The sequence below is a fragment of the Sebaldella termitidis ATCC 33386 genome, from assembly GCF_000024405.1.
Lineage (GTDB): Bacteria > Fusobacteriota > Fusobacteriia > Fusobacteriales > Leptotrichiaceae > Sebaldella > Sebaldella termitidis.
The window spans coordinates 203,644-228,420 of record NC_013517.1; the positions used below are offsets into that span (position 1 = coordinate 203,644).

Sequence of the window (24,777 nt, forward strand, 5' to 3'; positions counted from 1 at the left end):
TTCCTTTCTATATTATGTATTTGTATTATTATTTTCAGTTTCAGTATCAATTTTTTCTTTTTTACCAAACATACCTTTGAAAAAACCTCTTTCCAGTTCTTCATGAAACACGTTTTTCAATATAATAACAACAGCAGGTCCCATTATGATACCGATAAATCCTGCAAGTTTTAATCCTGTATACATCGATAACAGAGTTATCAGAGGATGAACTCCTATATTCTGGCTGTATAATTTCGGTTCCAGCAGCTGTCTTACCGCAGTAACAATTACATATAAAATGAGTAAGGCAACAGCCATTTTAAAATCCTTTACAATCAGTGAAACTACTATCCACGGAATCATGAATGCTCCGGCACCAAGAATAGGAAGTGCATCTATTGCACATATAATAATGGCAAATGTAAGGGGATATTGTACATTCAGACCCATGAAATGAAAAAGATTCAGTCCTATAAGCAATTCAAAAAAGCAAATAGTAATAAGCATAGCCTGAGCTTTCAGATAACCGCCTACCACAGACAGAAGATCATTTTTCAGGGTATATATTTTATTCAGCCATGAAGCAGGCAATTGTTTTTCCACAAACAGGATTATGTTCTGCTTATCAAGACTCATAAAAACAGTAGCTATAACAGTGACAAAAAAGTATATCACTACATTAGGCAGTGAAGTAATAAATGACAGGATATTATTAAGAATAACACTTATTTTTGATGTTGCCATGGAAATAATATCGCTTACCGAGCCTTTTAGCTGGTTTAATATCTGTTCTGGTATTCTGTCCAGAATTATAGTTCCCCTGTTCATAAAATTCATGAAATTATCTATCCAAAGCCTTATTTCCTGAGCATAGGTACTAATATTAAATGAAAGGCTGTATATCTCCAGAATCAGTTTTGTAACAATCAGGGATATAAGACCGACTACAGTGGCAAATACAATCATGAGAGCGATTGCCGTACTTATTTTTTTTGGTAGTTTTACTTTGGAATTTAAAAATTTTGCTATTTTGGTAACTATCATTGAAAATAAAACAGCAAGTACAAAGGGGGACAGAAATACGGCAATTTTGAATGCTATAAATATCAGCAAAAAAACCAGCAGTATCCGTCCGAAAAATAATGCTTTTTTAAATAATGCACTTTTATAATAATTATACATATATTTATTACTCCTTTTTGATGGAATTTTGTAAAAAAAATGTGTATAGTATCTGGCCTATACACAAAGCTATTAATTAAGGGCCTGCCAGAAAAGGCATATTGACACAAAAAGTGCATAGAATTCCCTTTTGTTTTATGACTGATAATACCATTTATTTCGCATAAAGTCAACTGAATAACAGCTTTAGGGTCATGGAATATTCTGTTTAAATTTTACAGGGAATAAATTTTTTTGAAAGCAGAAATACAGGAATTTTTTTATTTTACAGTTTTTACAACGGATAAAAAATAATTGCATTGTTTTTCTGTATAAAAATTTATGTTTATGTTAAAATAGAACAAAGGTTTAAGAATATAAAAGAGAGGGGAAAAATGGATTACAAAAAACTTTCCCGTGAAGAAAGGGACAGACTTCTTAAAAGTGAACTGACTTCGGAGAAAATAAAATTTATGGAGAAGTATAAGCTTTTCAGTACAGGGGATTTGAGATGGTATACTGATAAAAATAATACACCTGAAAGAATATATTTCAGTCATAAATTTTTGAAAAATAACGGGATAATGGAAATTTTATTCAGGAAGTATCAGTTTTGCTTTGCAAAGTTAAAATATTTCAGGGAAAATATAGAAAAATATGAAGCTTTTAAATATGACCCTAAAGAGGGCTTTGTAAAAACAGAGATGTGGGATGCAGAATTTTTTAAGCATAAAAAAAGCGGGAGATTTATTGATCTGAGATATCTTCAGCAGATTACAGAACTGAATATTTTTCTGTCATTTGTGAGCTGGCTGGAGGATGAAAGCAACGGATAAAAAAGATTTACCGGAGAAACATTGAAATTACAGGAAGCAGGTTATACAGAAGCCTGTATTTCAAAATATAAAATAATACTAATTTTACGCTTGAAAATATGCTTTAATGGTGTTATTATAACCTGTAGAGATATATTATGAATTTGGAGGGAATATGGCTAGAAAATACTTTGGAACAGATGGAATGAGAGGAGAAGCGAATAAGGATCTTACTATAGATCTGGTTACGAATCTTGGATTAGCTTTAGGGTATTATTTGAAGAAAAATAATAATAAGACAACAAAACCAAAAATTATATTAGGAACAGATACAAGAATATCAGGATATATGATCAGGTCTGCCCTGGCTTCGGGATTGACATCAATGGGGATTCATATTGATTTTGTGGGAGTACTGCCTACACCGGGTGTTTCATACCTTACAAGACATCTTGGAGCAGATGCGGGAATAATGATTTCAGCTTCACATAATCCGGTAAAAGATAACGGGATAAAGATTTTCAGTAAAAACGGCTATAAACTTCCTGACGAGGTAGAAGAAGAGATAGAAGGATATATGGAAAACAGGGAAGAAATGTTAAAGCATCAGGTTTCCGGCGATGATCTGGGAAGATTCAAATATGTGGAAGATGATATGAGAGAATATCTTAATTTCCTTACATCAACGCTAAAAACAGATTTTAGGGGAATGAAAATAGTAGTAGATACTGCAAACGGAGCTGCATACAGAGTTGCACCGAAAATTTTTCACAGATTAAAAGCTGATGTTACTGTTATAAACAATATACCTAACGGAAAAAATATAAATGTAAACTGCGGGTCTACACATCCGGAATTGCTTCAGGAAGTGGTAAAGGTATATAATGCCGATCTTGGACTTGCTTATGACGGGGATGCGGACAGATTAATCGCTGTGGATGACAAAGGAAATATAGTTGACGGAGACTTAATAATATCTGTTATTGCGAAAAACTTTCAGAACAAAGGTATACTAAACTCTAATAAAATAGTAACAACGGTGCAGAGCAATATGGGATTCGAGAAGAACCTTGATAAAAACGGTATCGGACTTATAAGAGCCAATGTAGGAGACAGATATGTCCTTGAAAAAATGAAGGAACACGGTCTGAATCTGGGCGGTGAGCAGTCAGGGCATATAATTATGCTTGATTATAATACTACAGGTGACGGAGTTCTTTCTTCAATACAGCTCGTAGCTGCAATAAAAGAAAGCGGGAAGAAACTCAGCGAGCTTGTGGAGGATATTAAGTTATGGCCTCAAAAGCTTGTAAATACTGTAGTTTCTAAAGAAAAAAAACAGACATGGACTGAAAATAAAGAGCTTATAGATTTTATAAAGCAAAAAGAAAAAGAGATCGAAGGAAAAGGAAGAATACTTGTGAGAGCTTCCGGAACAGAGCCTTTAATAAGGGTAATGGTAGAAGGAGAAACACAGGAAACTGTGGATACTTATATTGAAGCACTTGTAGGTAAAGTAAAAGAACTGTTATTATAAAAAAATAAAAGATTTTTGATTTAGGGAGGAAATATGAGTAGTAGGCTAAGAGGATTACAATCAGGGGTTTTAAGAATAATTCTTTTGTTTTTATGGCTTGCAGTGGTTTTATTTATCATAGGTTTATTGGGGAATGTATTTAATCTGACTGTTATGAATAACGAGCTTTGGACAATTTTTGGCATAATTCTGGGAATATTGGTAGTATTAGGTTTTCTGCATGTAGTGATAAGCTTAAATATAATTTCCAATGCTATAGCTGCGTATTCGGGATACGGCGAACCGGAATACAGAAGAGTGGACTACAAAAAAATATTTATGGCTTCGGGGATACTTATTGTATTAGTTCTCGGAGTACAGTCCATAGTAAAGATTCAGGTAGAAAAGAAAAATCTTGAAGTACTCAAGCAGCAGGCTACAGATATAGGCAGTTCTGCGATAACAGCAAAAATTGTAACACAGATAGATGAGGATGCCCAGATGAGAGATCTTTATTTTTCAAGAGACCTGCTGCTGCTGACTATGAAAGAAAATTCACTGACTCTGCTTATACCTAAAATCAGAGACGGGAATAAAGTATTTTATCAGGTTACACCTTGGGATTATGACTCAAGAGATGAAAGAAAAATTTCAGAAGCACTGGAAAGACCTTATATACCTGATAAAAGTGTAAAAGAAAAATTTGATAAAATGTTAAAGGACAGAAAAAGCTTTGAAGTAAAATCCGGCGGAAACATGACAATATTTTATCCTGTGGAAAAGAACGGAGAATTAAAGTCGATTTTGATTATTAATTCCAAGAGTGACATTAATTATGAATTTCTGAAAGAAAGAAGTGCTTCGGCTTCTGAACCTGCGGTAAATACACCGGAGAAAAAGACGGAGAAATAAAAATTATCATATAATAAAAAAGGAGTTTTATAAATACTTTACTTTATGAATAACTCCTTTTTTTGTTATTAAATATACAGTGTACAGATAAGGAAAATTTCACAAAACAAACACCTGAAATAATTTAATTTTATCTTGAAAATATAGACTATTGGTGCTATCATAACTGTATGGCGGCATTATCCCGTTACCTTTGTAACCTGAAACAAACATGCTGCATATTCAAAAAAATAATACAGGAGTAAAAATATGGAGACTGGAAACAAGGTAAGGTATACCGGTGAGGACAATGAAGTAACAATGCTGAAAAAGAATGACACAGGAACAATACTTTTATCACACGGTGACGGATATTTTGAGGTGGAATTCCTTGATGAAGAAGGAATAGTGAAAGTATTGGAAACATTAAGCGAAGAAGTTTTGGAAAAAATTTAGAATTAAAGCAATAATTATTTGAGAGGTGTAAATTGCATAGAGAATTTGCAAATATTTATGACGTTTTTATGGAGAGCGTTGATTATGAAAACTGGTATATGTATCTCAGAAAATATATAAAAAATCCGGGAACAGTTCTTGATCTGGGCTGCGGGACTGGTGAGTTTCTGGTGAAATTTTTGAAAGACGGCTTTACCTGCATCGGAGTGGATATCTCTGAGGTCATGCTGGAAATTGCCAGAGACAAAACAAAAGAATCGTCTGATATTGAATTATATCAGGGGGACATCAGAAAATTCAGGACTGAAAAACCGGCAGAGTATATTGTCTGTAATTTTGATACAGTGAACTATTTTGATAAATTCAGCGATCTTGAGGATTTTCTGGACTGCTCATATGAAAATCTGACAGAAGACGGAATTTTGATATTCGATGTAGTAACGGAAGAAATATTTGATGAAATGTTTGAAAACGGGGTATTTCTGGATGAAAAAGAAAATTACCTTACCATATGGCGTTATGATAAAGAAGGAGAAAACTATATTATAAACATAAAACTATTTATCAGGGAAAAAGAGAACCTGTTCAGAAATTATGAAGAAGTACATGTAAAAACTATATTTGATCTTGAGGAAATTGCAAATAAAGCTCTTGAAACCGGATTTGACATAGTGGATATAAGAAATGACGAGGAATTCGGAGAAAACAGATTTTTCTTTATATTAAAAAAATAATTTGATTACGGGGAATTTAAAATGAAAGATAATGAAAAAGCAAAAAAACATAAAGAAAGACAGAGAACATTGAAATATATGTCTGTGGGAATGAATATGATTTATACACTGTGTACCCCCATGGTATTAATGGGCTGTCTGTACTATTTTGTAATAGAAAAAAAATTCGGACGACAGCCGGTGGTATTTATAATTATGATAGGTCTTGGATTAATATCAGGGTACTATAGTTTTTATAAACTTGTTAAAGAAATTGGAAAATAAACCCTTGACTTGTTGGTCAATAGGGTATATACTAATGTACATCGACAGCAAAATAAATAGTTTTTATTTTCCAAAGCTCAAAACAAAAGTAGAAGCACAGGCCTGTAGAACTCAAATTTTATAAGCATCCGGCGGAAAATAAAACCTTGAATTGGGAGTCAATTAATGTTAGAATATTTTAGTAAAGATATAATAAAAATGCTGAAAATAGCAATAGTTATTACAGTAATAGTTTTACTTGCAGGAGTAATCCTGCAGATAAAGGCACTGTATTTCGCCTGTTTTTTAGGCTGTCTGGTGTCAGTTTTCAACATAATATCTTTATACAGAGACTGTCAGAGAATAATGTATTTCCCTGACAAAATTAAAACAAAAGTATACTCCCAGTTTTTTCGAAGGTTTGTTATTTATGGGATAGTGTTATTCATAGTAGGTTATATAACACAGAAGTATAAATTCGGGAAACTGGAGCTGAATATGCTGTTTTGCGGTCTAGGACTGCTGAACTTTAAAATATCACTGTATCTTAGTGTGATGTTTAAAAGTAAGAAAATAGGAGACGATACGGTATGAAAAAAATGATGAGAGTAGTAGGAATTTTATTAGCAGCTATGCTGGTGATAAACCTTATACTATGGGGTTTACAGTATATACTGCCGATAAGGTATGTAACACCTCCGCTTATAGAGGGACCTAAAGTATTCTGGTCACTGACAATCGGCGGACTGGTATTCAACATAAACCAGACGATAGTAACAACATGGATTGTAATGGCGATTCTGATTACTGTACTGGCAATAGGAACAAGGAATTTAAGCGTGGAAAATCCTGGCAGGTTTCAGGTAGTTTTGGAAATGCTGTATTCATTTATTGAAAATATGTTTCTTGCTAACTTCGGTAAATATAAGAAGACATTTGTGTCCTTTATCACAGCATTGTTTTCATTTATATTTTTATGTAATCTGATTTCGTTTTTTCTTCCGTTTATACCGCTTGTTGAAAAGCTTCCTGGCGGAGGATACAGTATATCGCCGTTTTTGAGAAGCCCGACTGCTGATATGAATACAACAGTGGGACTGGCGTTACTGGTAGTAGTGATATTCCTGTCCTGTGCAATAAAAACAGAGGGAGTAACAGGATATCTGAAAGGTCTTGCATCACCGACACCGGTGCTTCTGGTAATTAATATTATCGGAGAGATTGCAAAACCGATTAATACGTCTATGCGGCTTTTTGGTAACATGTTTGCTGGAATAATAATAATGGGACTGCTTTACGGATTAACAATAAACGTGGCCGGTCACTTGTTTGCATTTGCCCCCGGCTGGGTGGCGTTTTTACATCTTTACTTTGATCTTTTCACGGGAACAATACAGAGTTTTGTATTCGTGGTACTGTCTTCGGTTTATATATCCGAAACACTGAGTGATAAGGATGACGAAGAGGAAGTTCCGCTTGTGGCGGCAGCACATTAATTTTAAACAGATACAGATTTTAAGTTACAGGACATTTACAGGGGTTGTTTGGAATTATAAAATCTTTTTTACAGAAAAAATTCTGGTTTATAGTTATTCAAAATAAATATAAAAAACAAATATGAAAATGAAAATATTACAGGAGGTAATTAAAATGGCAGATTTAATGCAGGCAGCAGCTTTATTAGGTGCAGGAGTAGCAATGATAGGTGGAATCGGAGCTGGAGTAGGGCAAGGATTTGCAACAGGGAAGGCAGTTGAAGCAGTATCAAGACAGCCGGAAGCTAAACAGGATATATTACAGGTTTTATTTATAGGGTGTGCGATCGCCGAATCAACAGGAATTTATTCATTAGTTATAGCGTTCCTTTTAATATTCATGAAAGGATAAAAAAATTCAGAAAGTTCGAGGTGACTCTATATGGAAAACGGATCAAATTTAATCACATTAGATCTTTCGATGCTTCTTCAAATTATAAACTTTCTGATCTTAGTTTATGTATTCTGGAGGTTATTTGGAAAAAAAATAGGACCGATTTTGGATGAGAGAAAGAAAATAGTTACCAGTAAATTGTTAGAAGCAGAGGAAGAAAGAACCAATGCCAGAAAAGCAACTGCTGAAGCTAGTGAATTAAAAAGAGAAGCAAAAAAAAGAGCTAATGAAATACTTATCAGAGCTGAAATATCAGCAGATGAGCGAAAAGAAAGAATAATAAAAGAAGCTAATCAGAGCAGAGAAAAAATGCTTACAACAGCTGAAATAGATATAGAAAAAATGAAACAGAATGCATCTAAGGAACTGCAGAAAGAGGTTTCCAGTCTGGCAGTTACGCTGGCTGAAAAGATACTTAAAGAAAACATAGATAAAGACGGAGATAAGATAATAAATAATTTTATTGAAGAAGTAGGAGAGTAACTATTATGTATGAGGCAGATATAGCAAAACGATATGCTGAAGCAGTATATGGGGTTGCTAAAGAAAAAGATAAAGTAAAAGAAATATATGATATGCTGAATTCTCTTATGGAACTATATATAAACGATTCGGAATTTAGAAATTTCATGTTGCATCCGCTGATAGAGAATAGTGAAAAGAAAGATTTTCTGGGTAAAATTTTTACAGACGCAGATGATATTACAATGAACATAATTGATTATCTTGTGGATAAAGACAGAATAGAGATAATAAGATATATTGTTTCCGAATATCTAAAGCTTTATTATCTGGAAAATAACGAAGTAGAGGTCACTGGTATTTTCAGCAAAGAATTAAGTGAAGAACAGTTTGACCTGCTTAAAAGTAAATTAGAAAAAAAAGTGGGAAAAAAAATAATTTTGAAAATAGAAGTAAACAAGGATATTATTGGCGGTGGAATAGTGAAAATGGGAGATCAAATAATTGATGGCTCAATAAAACGTCAAATAGAAAATATAAAAAATACTTTCTAGAATGGAGGTGCTTTCTTTGAAAATTAGGCCAGAAGAGGTTAGCAAGATCATAAAAACAGAAATAGAAAATTACAAAACATCATTAGATATAGCAAGTGTAGGAACAGTGGTAGAAGTAGGAGATGGTATAGCAAGAGTATATGGACTTCAGAATGCCATGCAGGGAGAACTCCTTGAATTCCCCAATAATGTAATGGGAATGGTTCTTAACTTAGAAGAAAACAACGTGGGAGCTGTTCTCCTTGGTGATTTTTCACTTATAAAAGAAGGAGATACAGTAAGATCAACCGGGAAAATTACTCAGGTTCCTGCAGGAGAAGCTATGCTCGGAAGAGTAGTAGATCCTTTAGGGAATCCTATCGACGGTAAAGGACCGATAGAAGCCTCGAGATTTATGGAACTTGAAAGAAAAGCTTATGGAATAATAGATAGACAGCCGGTTACAGAACCGCTGCAGACAGGAATAAAGGCAATAGATGGAATGATACCGATAGGTAAAGGACAGAGAGAATTAATAATAGGTGACAGACAGACAGGTAAAACTGCAGTTGCTGTAGATGCCATTGTTAACCAAAAGGGAAATGACGTTTATTGTATATATGTAGCAATAGGACAAAAAAGATCAACAGTAGCAGGATTACATCAAAAGCTTATAGACAGCGGTGCTATGGAATATACAACAATAGTTGCTGCAACAGCATCAGAATCAGCTTCGCTTCAGTACCTTGCACCTTATGCAGGAGTATCAATGGCGGAATACTTTATGGAGCAGGGAAAACACGTTCTGATAGTATATGATGATTTATCAAAGCATGCCGTAGCATACAGAGAGATGTCGCTGTTATTAAAAAGACCGCCGGGAAGGGAAGCTTATCCCGGAGATATATTCTATCTTCACTCAAGACTTCTTGAGAGAGCGGCTAAACTGAGTGATGAACTGGGAGCGGGTTCGATTACGGCTCTTCCGATAGTAGAAACTCAGGCAGGAGACGTATCTGCATATATACCTACAAATATTATATCAATAACAGACGGACAAATTTTCCTTGAATCAGACTTATTTAATGCTGGTTTCAGACCTGCGATAAATGCAGGGATATCAGTATCAAGGGTTGGAGGTTCCGCACAGATAAAAGCTATGAAACAGGTAGCGTCACAGGTAAAACTGGAGCTTGCACAATATACTGAATTACTGGCTTTTGCACAGTTCGGATCTGATCTGGATAAAGCAACAAGAGACCAGCTAAACAGAGGGGCAAAAATCATGGAGGTTCTTAAGCAGCCTCAGTATGATCCATACCCTGTAGAAGAACAGGTAGTTTCATTCTTTGCGGTTACAGGAGGATACCTTGATGCAGTAGAAAAAGAGAATGTTACGACTTTTGAAAAAGAATTATTAAAGAGTATGAGAAATAATACAGACATATTAGTAAGAATTAAAGAAAAGAAAGCTCTTGATGACGGGCTGAAAAAGGAACTGGCAGATTTCATCAAAAATTTTAAAGATAACTTTGAACAGTAAGTAGGTGTTTTTTATGTCAGCAAATATGAAAGAAATAAAAGGTAGAATAGAGAGCATAAAGAGTACCAGCCAGATTACAAATGCAATGAATGTAGTATCTTCTACAAAGTTTAAGAAATTTCAGACTTTGACACTAAGCACAAGAAAATATTCAGAAGCAATAGAAGAAACTCTGGGAAATGTGGCTGGCAGCCTGAAGTCTGTACATCATGTCCTTTTTGACGGAAAAAGAGAAGTAAAAAGAATAGGTGTAATAATGATGACTTCAGACAGAGGACTCTGCGGAAGTTTTAACAGCAATACCTTTAAAGAACTGGAAAAGTTAGTGGCAAGCTACGGGGAAAAAGGGGTAAAAGTTTCCGTGATAGCTGTGGGGAGAAAGTCAAGAGACTATTGTAAAAGAAGAGGAATAAATGTAGATGCAGAGTATATACAGCTGATTCCCGAGACTATGTTTGAAAAAGCAAAAGGAATAAGTGAAAATATAGCGGAATTCTATTTGAGCGATATATATGACGAAGTACATATTATTTATTCCAAATTCATCTCTGCCATACAGTACGAATTAAAGGTGGAAAGACTGCTTCCTTTAGAAAGAAGAGAAGCAAAGACTAATAAGGAATACATATTTGAACCTTCAATAGAAGATGTTTTAAGAAGTTTACTTCCTAAAAGCTTAAATATAAAAATATACCAGTCATTACTGGAAAATACAGCAAGTGAACATTCAGCGAGAATGACGGCAATGCAGAGTGCAAGTGATAATGCCAAGGATATACTGGACGAATTGACATTAGATTATAACAGAGTGAGACAGTCGATTATTACACAGGAGCTTACTGAAATAATTGGCGGATCAAATGCCTTAAAATAGTAGATAGGAGGGCAAGGCGTGGAAAATAAAGGAACTTTATTACAGATAATAGGACCGGTAATTGATGCAAGATTTGAGGAGAAACTTCCTGCAATATACAATGCGTTAATTATAAAATTTGAAGACGGAAGACAGCTGGTTGCAGAAGTTCAGCAGCATTTGGGAAACAATGTTGTAAGAGCAGTTGCCATGGACGGAACAGACGGATTAAAAAGAGGACTGGAAGTAATAGATACAGGGAATCCTATAAAAGTACCGGTAGGAAGAGAAACACTGGGAAGAATATTTAATGTTCTTGGTGAAGTAGTGGATAAAGGACCGGCGGTAAAAACTGAGGAATACCATTCTATTCACAGAGAAGCTCCAAGTTTCGAAGAACAGGGAACAGGAACAGAAATTTTGGAAACAGGAATAAAAGTAGTAGATCTGCTTGCTCCTTATCTAAAGGGTGGAAAAATAGGTCTATTCGGAGGAGCCGGAGTAGGTAAAACAGTATTAATTCAGGAACTGATTAATAATATAGCAAAGGGTCACGGAGGACTTTCGGTATTTGCCGGGGTCGGGGAAAGAACCAGAGAAGGAAGAGACCTTTATAATGAAATGAAGGAAAGCGGTGTTATAGATAAAACAGCTTTGATATACGGACAAATGAACGAACCGCCGGGTGCAAGACTGAGAGTAGGTCTTACAGCACTTACAATGGCAGAATATTTCAGAGACCGTGAAGGTCAGGACGTATTATTGTTTATAGATAATATATTCAGATTTACACAGGCAGGATCAGAAGTTTCGGCGTTATTGGGAAGAATGCCTTCTGCGGTTGGATATCAGCCGAACCTTGCAACTGAAATGGGTACACTTCAGGAGAGAATAACTTCTACTAAAAAAGGATCAATAACATCAGTTCAGGCGGTATACGTACCGGCGGATGACTTTACAGATCCGGCACCGGCTACTACATTCTCGCATTTGGATGCTACTACAGTATTATCAAGAAGTATTTCATCACTTGGAATCTATCCTGCGGTAGATCCTCTTGAGTCGACTTCAAGAATTCTTGAGCCGGAAATAGTAGGAGTAGAGCACTATAATACTGCAAGGGAAGTACAGAGATTACTTCAAAGATATAAAGAATTACAAGATATAATTGCTATCTTAGGGATGGATGAATTATCTGATGAAGATAAATTAACAGTAAACAGAGCAAGAAAAATACAGAGATTTTTCTCGCAGCCGTTCCATGTAGCAGAACAATTTACAGGTCTGGAAGGAAAATACGTACCTTTGAAGGAAACAATCAGAGGATTTAAGGAAATACTGGAAGGAAAACATGATAGTTTACCGGAACAGGCATTTTTATTCGTAGGAAGTATTGAGGAAGCAGAGGCTAAGGCAAGAGAAGTGGCAGGTGAGTAATTATGGCAAAGTCTTTTAATATAGAAGCTATAACACCATCGGGAGTGACTTTTTCTACGACTGCCGAATTTTTAAAACTAAGAACTGTAAACGGAGATATAGGAATAATGGCTGATCATATGCCTTTGGTTACTGAACTGAGCTATGGTGAAATGATAGTAAAGCAGGAAAAAGGCGAGGAAGTTCGTTACTATATTGACGGCGGCTTTATGGAAGTCAATAAAGAGAGGGTTCTTATCCTTGGTGATGAAATAATAGAATCAAGTCAGATTGATATAGAAAGAGCACAAAGGGAAAAGGAAGTCGAAGAATCGAAATTATCTAAGCTGAAAGAGGAAGAAGATATAGCCAGAGCTAATAAGAAGATTCAGGAAAACCTTATGAAAATAAAAATAGGAAGCAGATAAATAAAGTATCTATAAAATTTGATTTTATAGATATTTTTGCTTTTTGGGGGAAGATCGTGGAATATATCAAGAGGAGGTTTTGCTTTTGGGACAGAGGGCGGTTTTAATAATAGCAGAGAATGAAAAGTATGAGATTTATTACGATCATTGGTGTGCAAACACTCTGGACTCTTATCTTTTTTGGGGACCGGAGGAAGCTGTTTCATTTATAAGAAAACATGATCCTGAAAAGGGATACTGGCTGAATGATGTATGGTGTGAAGGCGCCGTACTGGTGGATCTGGATAAGAAGAAATTATTATTTTTCGGAGGAGAAGATATTATATATGAGATACCCTTAAGAAGGGTTTATCTGGAACTTTTAGCAGAAATGTGGAAAGGTTATGAAATAAAGTGGGCTTACCACGGAATTACTGATCTGGCCAGATATGCAGGATATGATTGGAAAAGTCTGATGGACAAATCGAAAAGAGAAGAGTGTGAGATAATAAATTCTTTTGACAGTGACAGCGGAGGCTTTTATATTACCGGGGTGTTTAGTATTACTGACAAAAATAATATCAGAAAAGTTTTTCCGCTTTACTCATATGATAATCGCCTGATTTTCTGTGATAATGAGAAAATTATTGAATATGTGAATAAATTAGGAGACAGATCTAAAGTTTTTGAGGAAGAAAGACATAAAGACTATACTTTTCCAAGCTATGGAATGCATATTGATATGACAAGCAAAACATCATTTTTCTGGGAATCTGATACAACAAATGCTGATTATTATGATAATCTGGAAAATTTATGGGATGGCTGGGAAATTCAATATTTTTATGATGATTATCAAAAACATGCTGTATTAATAGAAAATGAGCATATTTTTCCAGAGATTGATCACAGAAAATGTGTTGACAGAATCAGAAATATTGTCTGCGGGGAAAATAATAATCCTGCAGATACAGTAAAGGATATTGTTGACGCCTTGAAAAATTTAGGGAAAGAAAAAATAGAGATAAATCCTGCTGTGTATGCCGCTGATTCTTTTGATATGCCGAAAGACAGCAGAGTGGATATTTTTGAAAAAATTTCAGCGGAGTATCTCAAAAAAATCAGGAAAAAATAAAAAGAAGCATGATATTGCTGAGATAAAACAGATTTCTCTATTATTATAAAAAGAGGAATATTAAATAAATATACTGAATTTAGTATACTCTTTCATATTTGTGCATTGTTACAAAGAAGAATAATTAAATTTATGTATACAGGAATTTATTTCAAGATGTACGAGGGATTTAAGAATCTACATAATCCTAAATTATCGAAATTAAAATATACAGGGATGAAAATTCCTGTTTTTTTATTTATATTTAAAATATATTGGGAACTAAGCGGCTAAGTGATAGTATTATCAATTTTATTATTCAAAATATTTATAGCCCAATTTTTCCATAAAATCAACTAGCTGCCAGTCTTCATATCCAAATTCATCATTTTCATAAGCCGTACCCTCATCCATTAGTTCATCTGTCCAAAAAATTAAATAATTTTCTATACTGTCTTTGTTTATATTGAAATATTGGGCAACAATATCACTGTTCCCTTTATATGCTTCAATTTCACTTTCATCAATATCATCAAAATAATCAGGCAGCGGATTAAATTTATCAATCTCCTGACCGTTATCAAACAGATTGTATCCCCAATAGTCACCGTCATATATGTATAATGACATTACTGCATCGTTTGTTTTGGAAGAGGCATACTTAAAGAATTGAGCATTCCCTTCAAAATTACTGTCTGCATTTAATAATATCACTGTATCCCCGTTTTGTTCATCCAGCTGACATTCATCAGGTGAAATATCACTTGTTCTGTCTTTTGCCCAAGCATCTAAAATTTTTTTTGCTTTAATTTTATCGCAGTTCTTAAGAATTCCTAAATCTAAAAAAAGTCCCATTTTATATACCTCCCAAGTATAATATACAGTTTTTGCAGCCTGTATACCAAGCGATTTTCATGTTATTAATATAGTAAGTTTAGCATATTCAACTGTTAAAAGTAAGCATATAAAGTAAAATAGGTTATTTTACCATAAAAAATATGGAAATATAAAGGAATTTCAAAGTAATGTTTGGTAGAATGGCTATACTAATTGATAGATAAGAGGAGATGTTAAAATGAAAAAGTTTTTTTTGGCTGCAATTTCTGTTTTTTTTCTGTTCAGCTGCAGTAATACTACAACATTACAGAATAATGGCGCTACAGGAACAGGAACTACTGTTAAACAAAAAGACATAGCTGATACATCATGGAAGCTTACAGCAATTTCGGGTGAAAAAATAACGCCAAAAATGATGAACGGACAAGAGGTAGGAGTAATAACTCTTGATATAACAGCTGATAAAATAAGCGGAAGTGCAGGAGTAAACAGATATTTCGGGACTTATACACTAAATGGCAAGAATATTACGTTAAGCGGAATGGGAAGTACAAGAATGATGGGGCCTCAGGATTTGATGGAAAAAGAATCTAAATATCTGTCAGCGCTTGGCAATGTAACAGGTTTCGAATTCAAGGATAATAATACTCTGGTATTAAAAGCAGGAGCAGATACACTGACTTTTACTAAAGTAAAATAAAAAAATATATATAAAAAATCAATCGTTTCGGCGGTTGATTTTTTTATGCAAAAAGAACCTGAGCCTCAGGTTCTTTAAATCTTTCACAGTTTTTTTCAAACTGCTTTATTTATATTTCAATATTTTTATTTTAATACAATTTCTGTATGATTAGCGATGAAAAATATCAGTTTTTTTCTAAGCTCCAAATATGTTTATCTGCACGAAAGGGCAGGCAAGATAGCATACCGAAAACACCAATTATAAAAAACAACATTGCAGCTCCGGAGCCTTTTTCTGCCCCGAATAAAGAAACCCAGAGATTTCCTTCTGCTTGTGCCGACATAAACGGCTCGAATACATAATCAACTAAAAATCCGCCGCATAGATATCCAAGAGGAATTGTAAAAAATTGGAGTGTATTCCTTGCGGAGTAAACACGTCCCTGCATTTCAATCGGAATTTTCATACGAAAAAGGACATCCATATTTGCACTCATAAAAGGGATAAATATCCAGCCGAGAAAGGCACCTATACTCCATATAAGCGTGCTGTTTCCAAAAGCAAGAATAAAATTTTCCGTACTCATTGAAAAAAGCAGGGAATTACATATTACCCGAACTCTGCTTTTCGGCGATGGTAAGACAGTAACTAAAATACTGCCGCTCATTGTTGCAATCCCGGTACATGCGTTAACAATACCAAGCGCCATTTCCCCGCCATTGGCACGAGATAGTATCATAGCCGGTAATGCTGCATTAAAGATGGAGGCAGTAAAGTTTATTACGGCTAAAAAAAGAATTAGATTAAGAATTCCGCGGTTATTTTTGAGATAATACAGACCGCTTTTGGCAGACTGCCATACAGTTTCTTTTTTTATAATACTGTGTTTCTTTACTTTAGGGATTTTTATAAAAAACAGCAATGATACGAATGCCAGTGAAAATGTAATTAAGTCTGCTAAAATTACAACCTTAATACTTGTAAAAGAAAGTAAAGCTGTAGCCGCTACAGGTGTTAATATAGTAACCAGCGAGTTAGAAAAGGATCTCATACCGCTGACCTTCTGATAATGTTTTTTTGGTGTTAATAAACTTACAGCTACATCTGATGCAGGTTGCTGGACTGTATTCATTAGTCCGTTCAATGTATTAATCAGGTAAAGATGCCAGATTTGCAGATTATCAGTCATTAACAGAATGAGCAGCAAAATACTGCAAAGTGCCGCAAAACTGTCACTGACCAGCATTGTTATTTTTTTGTTCCATCTGTCACTAAGAGCTCCGGCAAAAATGCTTAATAAAACATAAGGTGCATAAGAGCAGATTGCTAAAAGTGCAGTAGTCAATGCAGAGCCTTGCTGTTGATATGACCAGATTACCACTGCGAAATTGGTCATTGCACTGCCAAGTGAAGATAGTGCTTGTGTAATCCATAAAATAATGAATGAATGAAGTTCTAAAATAGTTGTCTTAATATTTTTTATCATGGTTTTGCTCCTTTAATAGAATTTGAAAAAATTATTTTAAAGTGCAAAATCCAAGGGACGAATAAATTTCACTCCATGCAGTTTCGTCCGGTTTAGACCTTGCACGGAGCTTTATCAATACAGAGTTTCATTATTTATCTCCTTTAATATTTTTGTTAATCGCAGCATTTGCAACAAATAAAACGATTTACAACTAATCTTACTATAGAATGAATATGAAATCAACCTTTTACTAATTTATGAATCTTCAAATATGATATTGCTGATTTTATATGGAAATAGTCAGCAAAAGGCTGTATTGCAGAAAAGTTTATTTTTCTCAAGCAGCCTTTTATAATATTTTTGATTTTACTGTTCCAGTAATTTTAAATCAACAATAACCGGTATATGGTCACTGACCGTTTTCCAGTCTGTATCTTTTTCAGTTCCTGTATTAGGTACATATACTTTTTCTACTTTCCAGACCTGTGCATTATTTAGAAAGATCTGATCAATAGCTACTTCAGGATTAACAGCAGGCCATGTTCTGTGATCAGTTTTTCCATCAAATACTGTAGTCCAGTATCTTTCCATTTCTCTGCCGATTACTGAATTCAGCGTATCATTAAAATCACCGGCAAGTATCTTTATTCCTCTCATATCAAGAGTAACCTCATTAATAGTTCTTACCTGCTGTAATCTGATATTAGGGTCTTCATGCCAGTCTAAGTGAGTATTTATAAAGGTTACAGGCACTTCAAATCCCGGTACATCTACTTTAGTTACCAAAGCAATTCTTGGTTCTTCTTCTTTCTTGGTATCAGTATTAGTATACGGAAGCTTGATAATTTCATTGCTTACAATGGGATGCTTTGATAATACGGCTATTCCGTATTCTCCGCCCTGAAAATCAATAGTTTTGCCATATACATAATTATACCCTGTTAATTCCGAAAGAACCTTGATTTGATCAGTTCTACCGCTTCTTTCAGTATTTCTGTCCACTTCCTGAATAGCAATAATATCGGGATTGATTTTCTTGATGGTTTCGGCGGTCAGCTTTAAATCTACTTTAAAATTATTGGCTCCTGCAGCAATATTATATGTTGCGACTCTGATTTTCGGATTGGAATTTGTTATAACTTTGTTGTATAATACTTTTTCTTCTCCATAAATAAAACATGATAAAATTAAAATTAATGAAATAAATAATTTTTTCATATAAATACCTCCTGATATTTTATTTTATATACTTAAAATTATAGTATCAAAAGTAATAAGAAAGCTAAAAATATTTATAATAGCAGATATGACAGTATGTTCTTGAAAAGAAAGCTTAATTTATAAGTATTCTAGCACAGAGTGAAAGAATTGTACAGCATATGTCTTAGAATCTGATAATCTTCTGTTTGGATAGTGTAATATAAAAAGGCGGAGAAAATTCCGCCTTCATTTATCTTACTTATCGATATTTACGTCATCAAATTCAGGGGACTCAAATTTTTTAACTACATATGAGCATACCGGCTTGATCTTAAATTTATTTTCTCTTGCATAAATAACTGCTGTATTTAGCAGCTTTCCGGCAATTCCCTGATTTCTGAGCTTGTCTGAAACATAAGTGTGGTCAAAAATTAAAATATCTCCGTTTTTCTTATATGTCAATTCAGCCAGAGTCTCCTTTTCATCATCGTCAAATATGAAAAAGCCCTTATTTTCAAGATGTTTTATTCTAGTCATATAAACTCTCCGCCTTTCTGTTTTTTATATCCATACTTTAAATTCTTTTTTTATTTTTTTCAGGGAATTCTGATCAGGTATAAAATACCATACACCTTTCATCATTTTTCCGTCACCTTCCAGCTCGAATGTTTCATAATTGCTTCCGTGAATTGCTATGGCAGGAAGCATTGATATAAATCTGAGCGGGTTAAAGCGTATTTCCATGTGTTCTTTACAATAGGCCAAAATACTGGGTATTTTTGAGAAACCTGAAGGGGAAATTACTTTTGCCTGTAATCCTGAGAAAATTTGTTTTTGTCTGTCGCCTCTTTTATAATCACTGTCTGTTTTTCTGTGTCTTGCATATGCTAAAGCACGCTCTCCTTCGATATTGTATGCTTTTCCTTTTACAAAACTCTGTCCGTCCTGTGTAAAAGTATGGTTTGATATTATATCAACCCCGCCTACAAGAGTAGTTATATTAATAACATCCTCGAATCTAAGCAGTACATGATACTGAATCTTTGTGTTAAGCATGTTCTCAAGTGCTCTTACACTACATGCAGAACCTCCGAAAGCAAGTGCATGTGTAATTTTGTCTGTTTTTCCGTTTTTCTCACAGTCTATCGGTGTATATGAATCTCTCGGGATAGAAACTATTTTTATTTTAGCAAGAAGCGGATTAACGTTAATAAGCATAATAGAATCAGAACGCGATCCTTTCAGAGGCTGCCACGGACGTGCATCACTTCCGAGTATAACTATATTGAAAGGTTTTAGAAACCATAAAACTACTAAAGCTAAAATGATAGAAATTATAAATTTTTTCATATGTTTTCTCCTGTATAATTTAGATTATTTAAAAATTCCAAAACTTTTCTTCTTAACTCCGATAAATTTCCGTTATTTTCGATAATATAATCGCTTTTTTTTCTTTTCTCATCAAGGGACATCTGGGAGTTTATTATGTTTTCAGCATCAGTTCTGTTTGTGTTATCCCGCTTTATAATACGTTCTGTCTGTTTTTCCCTGCTGGCAGCAACAAGCAGAATCTTATCCGCGAGATATTCCAGATTTACCTCAAATAACAGAGGAATTACCACTACAATAAGCTTTTTCTTCATATCCTTCAATTCTTTGATTTTTTCCTTTGATATTTTGATTATGGCGGGGTGCATAATGCTGTCAAGCCTATCTACTTTTTCCCTGCTGTCAAATACCGCATTGCGTAATTTTTTTCTGTCTATACCGCCATTGTTCAGAATATCAGTACCAAATTCTTTGGTCAGCATTTCTATGATTTCCGGGAGTTTTATCACTTCTCTGGAAATAATATCCATGTCTATAATATCAAAGCCCATTTCCTGGAGTATATTACTTACGGCTGTCTTACCTGTAGCAATACCTCCGGTTATTCCTAAGACCATATCGTGCTCCTTTCTCAGAGTACCTACATTTTATAATTTTTTCATGTTTAATGCAATATAAAAAAGAGAAAGATTTGCTGACAATTTTATAAAAGATATATATACTGATGAAATTGTAAAATAATTGTTTTCATATGATATAATAAGTTAAATTAAGTATAATAAATTATCATTTTTTGAAAATAAACTTATATGTGCTTATCATAAATATTAATGTTCAACATAATAATTAATATTTACCGCTGTCAAAACCAACCATATTTTCATTTTATAGATTGATCACAAAATTTTTTTCAGAAACAGCATTTATAAATATTTATACGTATTTATAAATTATCAGACAAATTTTACATTTCTTAAAGTGAAAGAATTTTCAAAATTTTTTTTGAAAAGTTGAAAATTGATGACAGATACTTTTCAGGATATTATTTAGTAGGTGATATAGATGTATATTAATAATCGATTATTAGAAATTGTTGACTTTCTTAAAGAAAACAAAGATACCACCATAAGGGAAACAGCAGAACATCTGAACATTCTTGAACAGGCTGTGAGGTATGAAATAAATAAGCTGGACTTCATACTTGAGCTTAATAATATGCCGCTTCTCGTAAAAAATAAAAACGGAGGGCTGGGTATAGAAGATTCTCTTGATTTAGAAAGGCTCAGGGGGATTTTAGACGGGATGAATAAGGATTCAAAGGAGGAGAGACAGAGCTTTTTAAAAGCAAAATTATTTTTTGAGAAAAAGATAAATATAACAAAGTTATCTAAAAGTCTGGGTGTAAGCAGAACAACCGTAAAAAGTGATATTCTGGAATTTGCCCGGGAAATGGAAAAATATGATTTACAGCTTGAAAATAATCAGCTGCACGGAGATGAAGGCAAGATAAGAAATCTGATTTTCAGGGAATTTTTCAGAGAGATAAGTGAGCTTTATTATCAGGATTTTTCAAATGATAAAAAAATACCTGCAGAAAATATTTTTTTTGAATATCTTACAGAAGCAGATATAAAGGCGGTAAAAAAATTCATAAGGGAAATATCAAGAGATCTGAAAAACAAAGATAATAATTTTTATGAATACTTCTTTTCCTATATGGTGATTTCATATTTAAGAATAAAGCAGAAAAAAACAATTACAAATGTGGAAAATAAAAAATTTCTTCAAAGTATAGAAGAATATAAAATGATATCAAAGGATATCGGACCGCTGGAAGAAAGTCTCGGAGTAAAATACGGGAAAAATGAAAAGATGATTCTGGCAGATTATATGCTGGGATTTCATTCATATGCATATAATACTCTTATCTTTGATAAATGGCTGGAAATAGAGCTTTTAGTAAAAGAGCTTATAAAAAATGTGAGCAGCCGGACAAATACGGATATTTTATCTGATGACGAGCTTCTGGAGGGACTGCTGAATCACATAAAACCAGCGATATACAGAATGAAAAACAGTATTTTTACAGAGGAAGATATTTATTTTGATGAAGTGAAGGAATATAAGGAACTGCTGGAAATAGTGGGAGAATCGTTAAAACCATTGGCGGAGCTCATAGGAAGCGGTTTTTCAAATTCTGAAAAAGCATTATTTACTTTGCATTTTCTGGCTTCTATTGAAAGAAACACAAAGAAAACTGTTAAGAATATACTGTTAATATGCAGCGGGGGTTATGGAACATCAAGACTTGTTGCCGACAGAATGGAGAAGGAGTATGAAGTAAAAGTTATTGATGTAATATCATATTTTGAGCTTTTTGATACAAATATCGAAAATGTAGATATTATTATAAGTACCATTAAAACGAAAGAAAGAGATTTTAACGGCATACCTGTTGTTACAGTTTCACCGTTTTTTACAATGAATGACCAGAAGATACTCAGCAGTTATAATCTAGTAAAAAGACAGGTAAATGAAACAGAAATAATAGAGATACTTGATATCATAAATAAGAATATTGATAATGAAATAAAACTGAAAAATGAATTATCAAAGGTGGTATTTCTGGATAAGAAAAAGAATGAAGACAGAGGACTTCAGGATTTTATTACAAAAGAGGAAGTTTCTATACTTGACAGCGTAAAGGATTGGCAGGAATCTATAAAAACAGCCGGAAATCTGCTTTTAAAAAATAAAAAAATTACAGAAAAATATATAGATGAAATTATACATATAACAGAAACTTTCGGGGCACACTTTGTCTTTCAGAATGAGGTAGCAATACCGCATGGAGATGCCAGTAAAAATGTAAATATTTCATCAGTGAGTATACTGAAATTACGGAAGGCTGTGCTGTTTCCCGGTGAGAAAAAAGTGTCACTCATCTTCTTTATTTCAGCCAAGAGAAAGAAAGACCATGTAAAAAGTATTGAGGATATAATAAAATTAATGAAAAATACGGAATTTATAGAAAAAACAAATACCGTAAAAAATACGGAAGAGTTTCTTGAGCTTATAAAATTATATTTGATGCCTTGAACTCATAGTATATCAGAATACGGTCAAAAAAGATTTTGAGAAATAAAACTAAAAAAGGAGTTGGAAATGCTGAATAATTTTCTGGATAACAGATGTATAGAGCTGAAGAGTAATTATGACAGCTATGAGGACTTAATAACCAATGTAAGCAGAGAACTGTTAAAATACGGTTATGTAAAGGAAAGCTTTCTTGAAAATATTCTAGGGAGGGAAAAACAGTATCCCACGGGGTTTGAGCTGGGAGGGAAATATAATATAGCAATCCCGCATACAGATATGGAAAATGTTTTGAAGCCTGTTATTTATATAGTCGTTTTGGATAGACCTGTAATGTTTAAAAGTGCTGAAGACGGCAAGTCAGATATCAGCGTGGATATTGTTTTCGTAATATCGCTTAATGAAAAGGATAAACATATAGTAGTTCTGGAAGAATTGATGAAGATATTTTCAAAAAATGATCTGATAGAAAAAATAAAAAATTCTGAGGATAAAGATGAATTAATACGTTTAATATATGAGGAGGAATAAAAATGAAAAAGATTTTGGTTTGCTGCGGTTCATCAATGGTGACAAGTACTGTTGCACTGAATAATATTAAAGAGGCCTGTCAGAAAGCAGGAATAGATGCTTCATTCGGGCAGTGCAAATTTGCTGAGGTACCGTTTCAGATAAAAACGTTTAATCCTGATGTAATAGTGCCTACAGGTCCGCTGGATGAAAGCTCTGCCGGAGGAATACCCGTGGTAAAGGGAATATCGTTTGTAACTGGTGTGGGAATAGATAAAACAATAGCGGAAATATTAGATATATTAAAGAGTTAGGGAGTGTTGTGTATGGAAATGGTAATAAAGGGGCTGCAGTTCATAGCATCACTGGGGCCGATGGTAATGATGCCGATAATTATATTTGTAATAGGATTAATATTCAGATTAAAAATAAGTACGTTATTTAGATCTTCAATACTTGTGGGAGTGGGTTTTGCCGGGGTAAATATGGCGGTAGGATTTTTTATATCAGGTGTATCGGAGCCTATACAGAAAATGGTAGGTTTTTGGGGATTAAGAACAGATATAATGGATGTAGGATGGCCGGCGAGAGCTGCGGCTACATGGTCTTTTCCCATGGCTGCAGTAGTAATTCTTGCAGTTTTGGGAGTAAATGTATTAATGCTTGTAATTAAGAAAACAAGATGTGTAATGGTGGATTTCTGGAGTTATAACCACTTTATATTTACGGCAGCTCTTGTATGGTACAGTACTCATAACGCAATTCTTGCAATAACAGGTGCGGTTTTAACTGCTGTTATTACATTTAAGCTTGCAGACTGGACAGCACCGCTTGCAGAAAGCTATTTCGGACTTCCGGGTGTATCTTTCCCTACGTCGAATTCTGTTAACTTCGCACCTATAGCATGGTTAATGGAGAAAATTTATAACAAAATACCGGGATTCAGAGATCTGAACGCTAATCCCGAACACATACAGAAAAGATTCGGAGTATTTGGGGAACCGCTTTTTATGGGGATTGTTCTTGGTTCTTTGATAGGTATTCTTGCAAAAGAGAGTGTCGGAAATATCATGATAATAGCAATGACAACTGCTTCTGCAATGATACTTGTTCCTAAAATGATGCAGGTAATAATGGAAGGACTTATGCCTTTTGCAAACGGGATAAGGGAGATACTGAACAATAAGTTTCAGGGAAATAATTTTACAATTGGTATAGATGCAGCACTTACAATAGCTAATCCTTCTGTAATAGCAGTGGGGATATTAATGGTTCCCACAACGTTGATAATGGCGACTGTACTTCCCGGAAACAGACTTCTTCCGCTTCCGGATATAGCTTATATGTCAATGTGGGTAGCAGCATGGCCCGTAGCATTTCATAAAGGAAACATAATAAGAGGATACATAACAACGGTTATTTGTACTGCTTTAATGCTGCTTGTAGCTACGAATATGGCATATATTCATACACAGCTTGCAATTGCCGGAGGATTTGAAATTCCAGCCGGTACGCTTATTTCTACAGAGGATGCGGGAACACACCTTCTGAGCTGGGTATTATGGAAGCTGTCGTTATTGTTCAAATTCTAATGCAGAAA

28 protein-coding genes are annotated in these 24,777 nt (G+C 34.2%); 21 read left to right on the forward strand and 7 right to left on the reverse strand.

All coding sequences use genetic code 11. The features are described 5' to 3' along the window. Nucleotides 1-12 precede the first annotated feature (12 nt). Entirely contained in the window at nt 13-1,164 is a 1,152-nt protein-coding gene (gene ytvI / locus STERM_RS00960; protein ID WP_012859673.1) for a sporulation integral membrane protein YtvI, read from the reverse strand. A gap of 374 nt (nt 1,165-1,538) precedes the next feature. Here ytvI and STERM_RS00965 point away from each other — a divergent pair, with 374 nt between their 5' ends. The 16 genes from STERM_RS00965 to STERM_RS01040 all read left to right on the forward strand — a co-directional run bounded on the left by STERM_RS00965 (nt 1,539) and on the right by STERM_RS01040 (nt 14,076). Next, complete coding sequence (locus STERM_RS00965) at nt 1,539-1,979, forward strand: hypothetical protein (protein WP_012859674.1); 441 nt, start codon at nt 1,539-1,541, stop codon at nt 1,977-1,979. A 154-nt stretch (nt 1,980-2,133) separates the two neighbouring features. Then, on the forward strand, nt 2,134-3,495 hold the full coding sequence (gene glmM / locus STERM_RS00970) for a phosphoglucosamine mutase (RefSeq protein ID WP_012859675.1): 1,362 nt from the start codon (nt 2,134-2,136) through the stop codon (nt 3,493-3,495). Between the two features lie 33 nt (nt 3,496-3,528). Next, nucleotides 3,529-4,386 (forward strand): hypothetical protein, encoded by an 858-nt coding sequence (locus STERM_RS00975; protein ID WP_012859676.1) that lies wholly within the window; start codon nt 3,529-3,531, stop codon nt 4,384-4,386. Nucleotides 4,387-4,635: 249 nt separating this feature from the next. Next, entirely contained in the window at nt 4,636-4,821 is a 186-nt protein-coding gene (locus tag STERM_RS00980) for a DUF4926 domain-containing protein (protein ID WP_012859677.1), read from the forward strand. 32 nt (nt 4,822-4,853) lie between these two features. Next, a complete protein-coding gene (locus tag STERM_RS00985; protein WP_012859678.1) occupies nt 4,854-5,555 on the forward strand; it encodes a class I SAM-dependent DNA methyltransferase in 702 nt (233 codons plus the stop codon). A gap of 21 nt (nt 5,556-5,576) precedes the next feature. Then, nucleotides 5,577-5,819: an AtpZ/AtpI family protein gene (locus STERM_RS00990; protein WP_012859679.1), complete on the forward strand. Its 243-nt coding sequence runs from the start codon at nt 5,577-5,579 to the stop codon at nt 5,817-5,819. A gap of 165 nt (nt 5,820-5,984) precedes the next feature. Further along, nucleotides 5,985-6,392: an ATP synthase subunit I gene (locus STERM_RS00995; RefSeq protein ID WP_012859680.1), complete on the forward strand. Its 408-nt coding sequence runs from the start codon at nt 5,985-5,987 to the stop codon at nt 6,390-6,392. Next, a complete protein-coding gene (gene atpB, locus STERM_RS01000; RefSeq protein ID WP_012859681.1) occupies nt 6,389-7,294 on the forward strand; it encodes a F0F1 ATP synthase subunit A in 906 nt (301 codons plus the stop codon). The genes STERM_RS00995 and atpB overlap by 4 nt, the downstream gene beginning before the upstream one ends. Before the next feature lie 154 nt (nt 7,295-7,448). Beyond that, complete coding sequence (atpE, locus tag STERM_RS01005) at nt 7,449-7,685, forward strand: ATP synthase F0 subunit C (RefSeq protein WP_012859682.1); 237 nt, start codon at nt 7,449-7,451, stop codon at nt 7,683-7,685. Nucleotides 7,686-7,715: 30 nt separating this feature from the next. After that, entirely contained in the window at nt 7,716-8,210 is a 495-nt protein-coding gene (gene atpF / locus STERM_RS01010; protein WP_012859683.1) for a F0F1 ATP synthase subunit B, read from the forward strand. 5 nt (nt 8,211-8,215) lie between these two features. After that, the gene (atpH, locus tag STERM_RS01015; protein WP_012859684.1) at nt 8,216-8,743 is read left to right on the forward strand and encodes an ATP synthase F1 subunit delta; all 528 of its coding nucleotides are present in this window, start codon (nt 8,216-8,218) and stop codon (nt 8,741-8,743) included. Nucleotides 8,744-8,759: 16 nt separating this feature from the next. Beyond that, nucleotides 8,760-10,265, forward strand: a complete 1,506-nt coding sequence (atpA, locus tag STERM_RS01020; RefSeq protein WP_012859685.1) for a F0F1 ATP synthase subunit alpha — start codon at nt 8,760-8,762, stop codon at nt 10,263-10,265. Nucleotides 10,266-10,278: 13 nt separating this feature from the next. Next, the gene (gene atpG / locus STERM_RS01025) at nt 10,279-11,139 is read left to right on the forward strand and encodes an ATP synthase F1 subunit gamma (protein WP_012859686.1); all 861 of its coding nucleotides are present in this window, start codon (nt 10,279-10,281) and stop codon (nt 11,137-11,139) included. An 18-nt stretch (nt 11,140-11,157) separates the two neighbouring features. Continuing rightward, a complete protein-coding gene (atpD, locus tag STERM_RS01030) occupies nt 11,158-12,555 on the forward strand; it encodes a F0F1 ATP synthase subunit beta (protein WP_012859687.1) in 1,398 nt (465 codons plus the stop codon). Nucleotides 12,556-12,557: 2 nt separating this feature from the next. Continuing rightward, nucleotides 12,558-12,962: an ATP synthase F1 subunit epsilon gene (gene atpC / locus STERM_RS01035; protein ID WP_012859688.1), complete on the forward strand. Its 405-nt coding sequence runs from the start codon at nt 12,558-12,560 to the stop codon at nt 12,960-12,962. An 85-nt stretch (nt 12,963-13,047) separates the two neighbouring features. After that, nucleotides 13,048-14,076: a hypothetical protein gene (locus STERM_RS01040; protein WP_012859689.1), complete on the forward strand. Its 1,029-nt coding sequence runs from the start codon at nt 13,048-13,050 to the stop codon at nt 14,074-14,076. 294 nt (nt 14,077-14,370) lie between these two features. Here the strand turns inward: STERM_RS01040 and STERM_RS01045 are convergent, their stop codons facing one another. Next, nucleotides 14,371-14,910 (reverse strand): hypothetical protein, encoded by a 540-nt coding sequence (locus tag STERM_RS01045; RefSeq protein WP_012859690.1) that lies wholly within the window; start codon nt 14,908-14,910, stop codon nt 14,371-14,373. Between the two features lie 220 nt (nt 14,911-15,130). Here STERM_RS01045 and STERM_RS20960 point away from each other — a divergent pair, with 220 nt between their 5' ends. Beyond that, on the forward strand, nt 15,131-15,592 hold the full coding sequence (locus STERM_RS20960; RefSeq protein WP_012859691.1) for an META domain-containing protein: 462 nt from the start codon (nt 15,131-15,133) through the stop codon (nt 15,590-15,592). Between the two features lie 166 nt (nt 15,593-15,758). Here STERM_RS20960 and STERM_RS01055 read toward each other — a convergent pair whose 3' ends face one another. The 5 genes from STERM_RS01055 to coaE all read right to left on the reverse strand — a co-directional run bounded on the left by STERM_RS01055 (nt 15,759) and on the right by coaE (nt 20,188). After that, nucleotides 15,759-17,060: an MFS transporter gene (locus STERM_RS01055; RefSeq protein WP_012859692.1), complete on the reverse strand. Its 1,302-nt coding sequence runs from the start codon at nt 17,058-17,060 to the stop codon at nt 15,759-15,761. Between the two features lie 348 nt (nt 17,061-17,408). After that, nucleotides 17,409-18,260, reverse strand: a complete 852-nt coding sequence (locus STERM_RS01060; protein WP_012859693.1) for an endonuclease/exonuclease/phosphatase family protein — start codon at nt 18,258-18,260, stop codon at nt 17,409-17,411. Nucleotides 18,261-18,497: 237 nt separating this feature from the next. Beyond that, nucleotides 18,498-18,779 (reverse strand): GNAT family N-acetyltransferase, encoded by a 282-nt coding sequence (locus STERM_RS01065; RefSeq protein WP_012859694.1) that lies wholly within the window; start codon nt 18,777-18,779, stop codon nt 18,498-18,500. A 24-nt stretch (nt 18,780-18,803) separates the two neighbouring features. Continuing rightward, nucleotides 18,804-19,592, reverse strand: coding sequence for an LCP family protein (locus STERM_RS01070; protein WP_012859695.1), 789 nt, complete (start codon nt 19,590-19,592; stop codon nt 18,804-18,806). Beyond that, nucleotides 19,589-20,188, reverse strand: a complete 600-nt coding sequence (coaE, locus tag STERM_RS01075; protein ID WP_012859696.1) for a dephospho-CoA kinase — start codon at nt 20,186-20,188, stop codon at nt 19,589-19,591. The genes STERM_RS01070 and coaE overlap by 4 nt, the downstream gene beginning before the upstream one ends. 445 nt (nt 20,189-20,633) lie before the next feature. Between coaE and STERM_RS01080 the strand changes: the two genes are divergently transcribed. The 4 genes from STERM_RS01080 to STERM_RS01095 all read left to right on the forward strand — a co-directional run bounded on the left by STERM_RS01080 (nt 20,634) and on the right by STERM_RS01095 (nt 24,769). Further along, entirely contained in the window at nt 20,634-22,670 is a 2,037-nt protein-coding gene (locus STERM_RS01080) for a BglG family transcription antiterminator (RefSeq protein WP_012859697.1), read from the forward strand. A 66-nt stretch (nt 22,671-22,736) separates the two neighbouring features. Further along, nucleotides 22,737-23,198 (forward strand): PTS sugar transporter subunit IIA, encoded by a 462-nt coding sequence (locus STERM_RS01085; RefSeq protein WP_012859698.1) that lies wholly within the window; start codon nt 22,737-22,739, stop codon nt 23,196-23,198. 2 nt (nt 23,199-23,200) lie between these two features. Beyond that, on the forward strand, nt 23,201-23,491 hold the full coding sequence (locus tag STERM_RS01090) for a PTS sugar transporter subunit IIB (RefSeq protein WP_012859699.1): 291 nt from the start codon (nt 23,201-23,203) through the stop codon (nt 23,489-23,491). A gap of 12 nt (nt 23,492-23,503) precedes the next feature. Continuing rightward, on the forward strand, nt 23,504-24,769 hold the full coding sequence (locus STERM_RS01095) for a PTS galactitol transporter subunit IIC (protein ID WP_012859700.1): 1,266 nt from the start codon (nt 23,504-23,506) through the stop codon (nt 24,767-24,769). Nucleotides 24,770-24,777 lie beyond the last annotated feature (8 nt).

Bases quoted from the DNA above. Each gene is read 5' to 3' on its own strand.
- ytvI (WP_012859673.1), bottom strand. From the start codon at position 1,164: ATGTATAATTATTATAAAAGTGCATTATTTAAAAAAGCATTATTTTTC.
- STERM_RS00965 (WP_012859674.1), top strand. From the start codon at position 1,539: ATGGATTACAAAAAACTTTCCCGTGAAGAAAGGGACAGACTTCTTAAA.
- glmM (WP_012859675.1), top strand. From the start codon at position 2,134: ATGGCTAGAAAATACTTTGGAACAGATGGAATGAGAGGAGAAGCGAAT.
- STERM_RS00975 (WP_012859676.1), top strand. From the start codon at position 3,529: ATGAGTAGTAGGCTAAGAGGATTACAATCAGGGGTTTTAAGAATAATT.
- STERM_RS00980 (WP_012859677.1), top strand. From the start codon at position 4,636: ATGGAGACTGGAAACAAGGTAAGGTATACCGGTGAGGACAATGAAGTA.
- STERM_RS00990 (WP_012859679.1), top strand. From the start codon at position 5,577: ATGAAAGATAATGAAAAAGCAAAAAAACATAAAGAAAGACAGAGAACA.
- STERM_RS00995 (WP_012859680.1), top strand. From the start codon at position 5,985: ATGTTAGAATATTTTAGTAAAGATATAATAAAAATGCTGAAAATAGCA.
- atpB (WP_012859681.1), top strand. From the start codon at position 6,389: ATGAAAAAAATGATGAGAGTAGTAGGAATTTTATTAGCAGCTATGCTG.
- atpE (WP_012859682.1), top strand. From the start codon at position 7,449: ATGGCAGATTTAATGCAGGCAGCAGCTTTATTAGGTGCAGGAGTAGCA.
- atpF (WP_012859683.1), top strand. From the start codon at position 7,716: ATGGAAAACGGATCAAATTTAATCACATTAGATCTTTCGATGCTTCTT.
- atpH (WP_012859684.1), top strand. From the start codon at position 8,216: ATGTATGAGGCAGATATAGCAAAACGATATGCTGAAGCAGTATATGGG.
- atpG (WP_012859686.1), top strand. From the start codon at position 10,279: ATGTCAGCAAATATGAAAGAAATAAAAGGTAGAATAGAGAGCATAAAG.
- atpC (WP_012859688.1), top strand. From the start codon at position 12,558: ATGGCAAAGTCTTTTAATATAGAAGCTATAACACCATCGGGAGTGACT.
- STERM_RS01045 (WP_012859690.1), bottom strand. From the start codon at position 14,910: ATGGGACTTTTTTTAGATTTAGGAATTCTTAAGAACTGCGATAAAATT.
- STERM_RS20960 (WP_012859691.1), top strand. From the start codon at position 15,131: ATGAAAAAGTTTTTTTTGGCTGCAATTTCTGTTTTTTTTCTGTTCAGC.
- STERM_RS01055 (WP_012859692.1), bottom strand. From the start codon at position 17,060: ATGATAAAAAATATTAAGACAACTATTTTAGAACTTCATTCATTCATT.
- STERM_RS01060 (WP_012859693.1), bottom strand. From the start codon at position 18,260: ATGAAAAAATTATTTATTTCATTAATTTTAATTTTATCATGTTTTATT.
- STERM_RS01065 (WP_012859694.1), bottom strand. From the start codon at position 18,779: ATGACTAGAATAAAACATCTTGAAAATAAGGGCTTTTTCATATTTGAC.
- STERM_RS01070 (WP_012859695.1), bottom strand. From the start codon at position 19,592: ATGAAAAAATTTATAATTTCTATCATTTTAGCTTTAGTAGTTTTATGG.
- coaE (WP_012859696.1), bottom strand. From the start codon at position 20,188: ATGGTCTTAGGAATAACCGGAGGTATTGCTACAGGTAAGACAGCCGTA.
- STERM_RS01080 (WP_012859697.1), top strand. From the start codon at position 20,634: ATGTATATTAATAATCGATTATTAGAAATTGTTGACTTTCTTAAAGAA.
- STERM_RS01085 (WP_012859698.1), top strand. From the start codon at position 22,737: ATGCTGAATAATTTTCTGGATAACAGATGTATAGAGCTGAAGAGTAAT.
- STERM_RS01090 (WP_012859699.1), top strand. From the start codon at position 23,201: ATGAAAAAGATTTTGGTTTGCTGCGGTTCATCAATGGTGACAAGTACT.
- STERM_RS01095 (WP_012859700.1), top strand. From the start codon at position 23,504: ATGGAAATGGTAATAAAGGGGCTGCAGTTCATAGCATCACTGGGGCCG.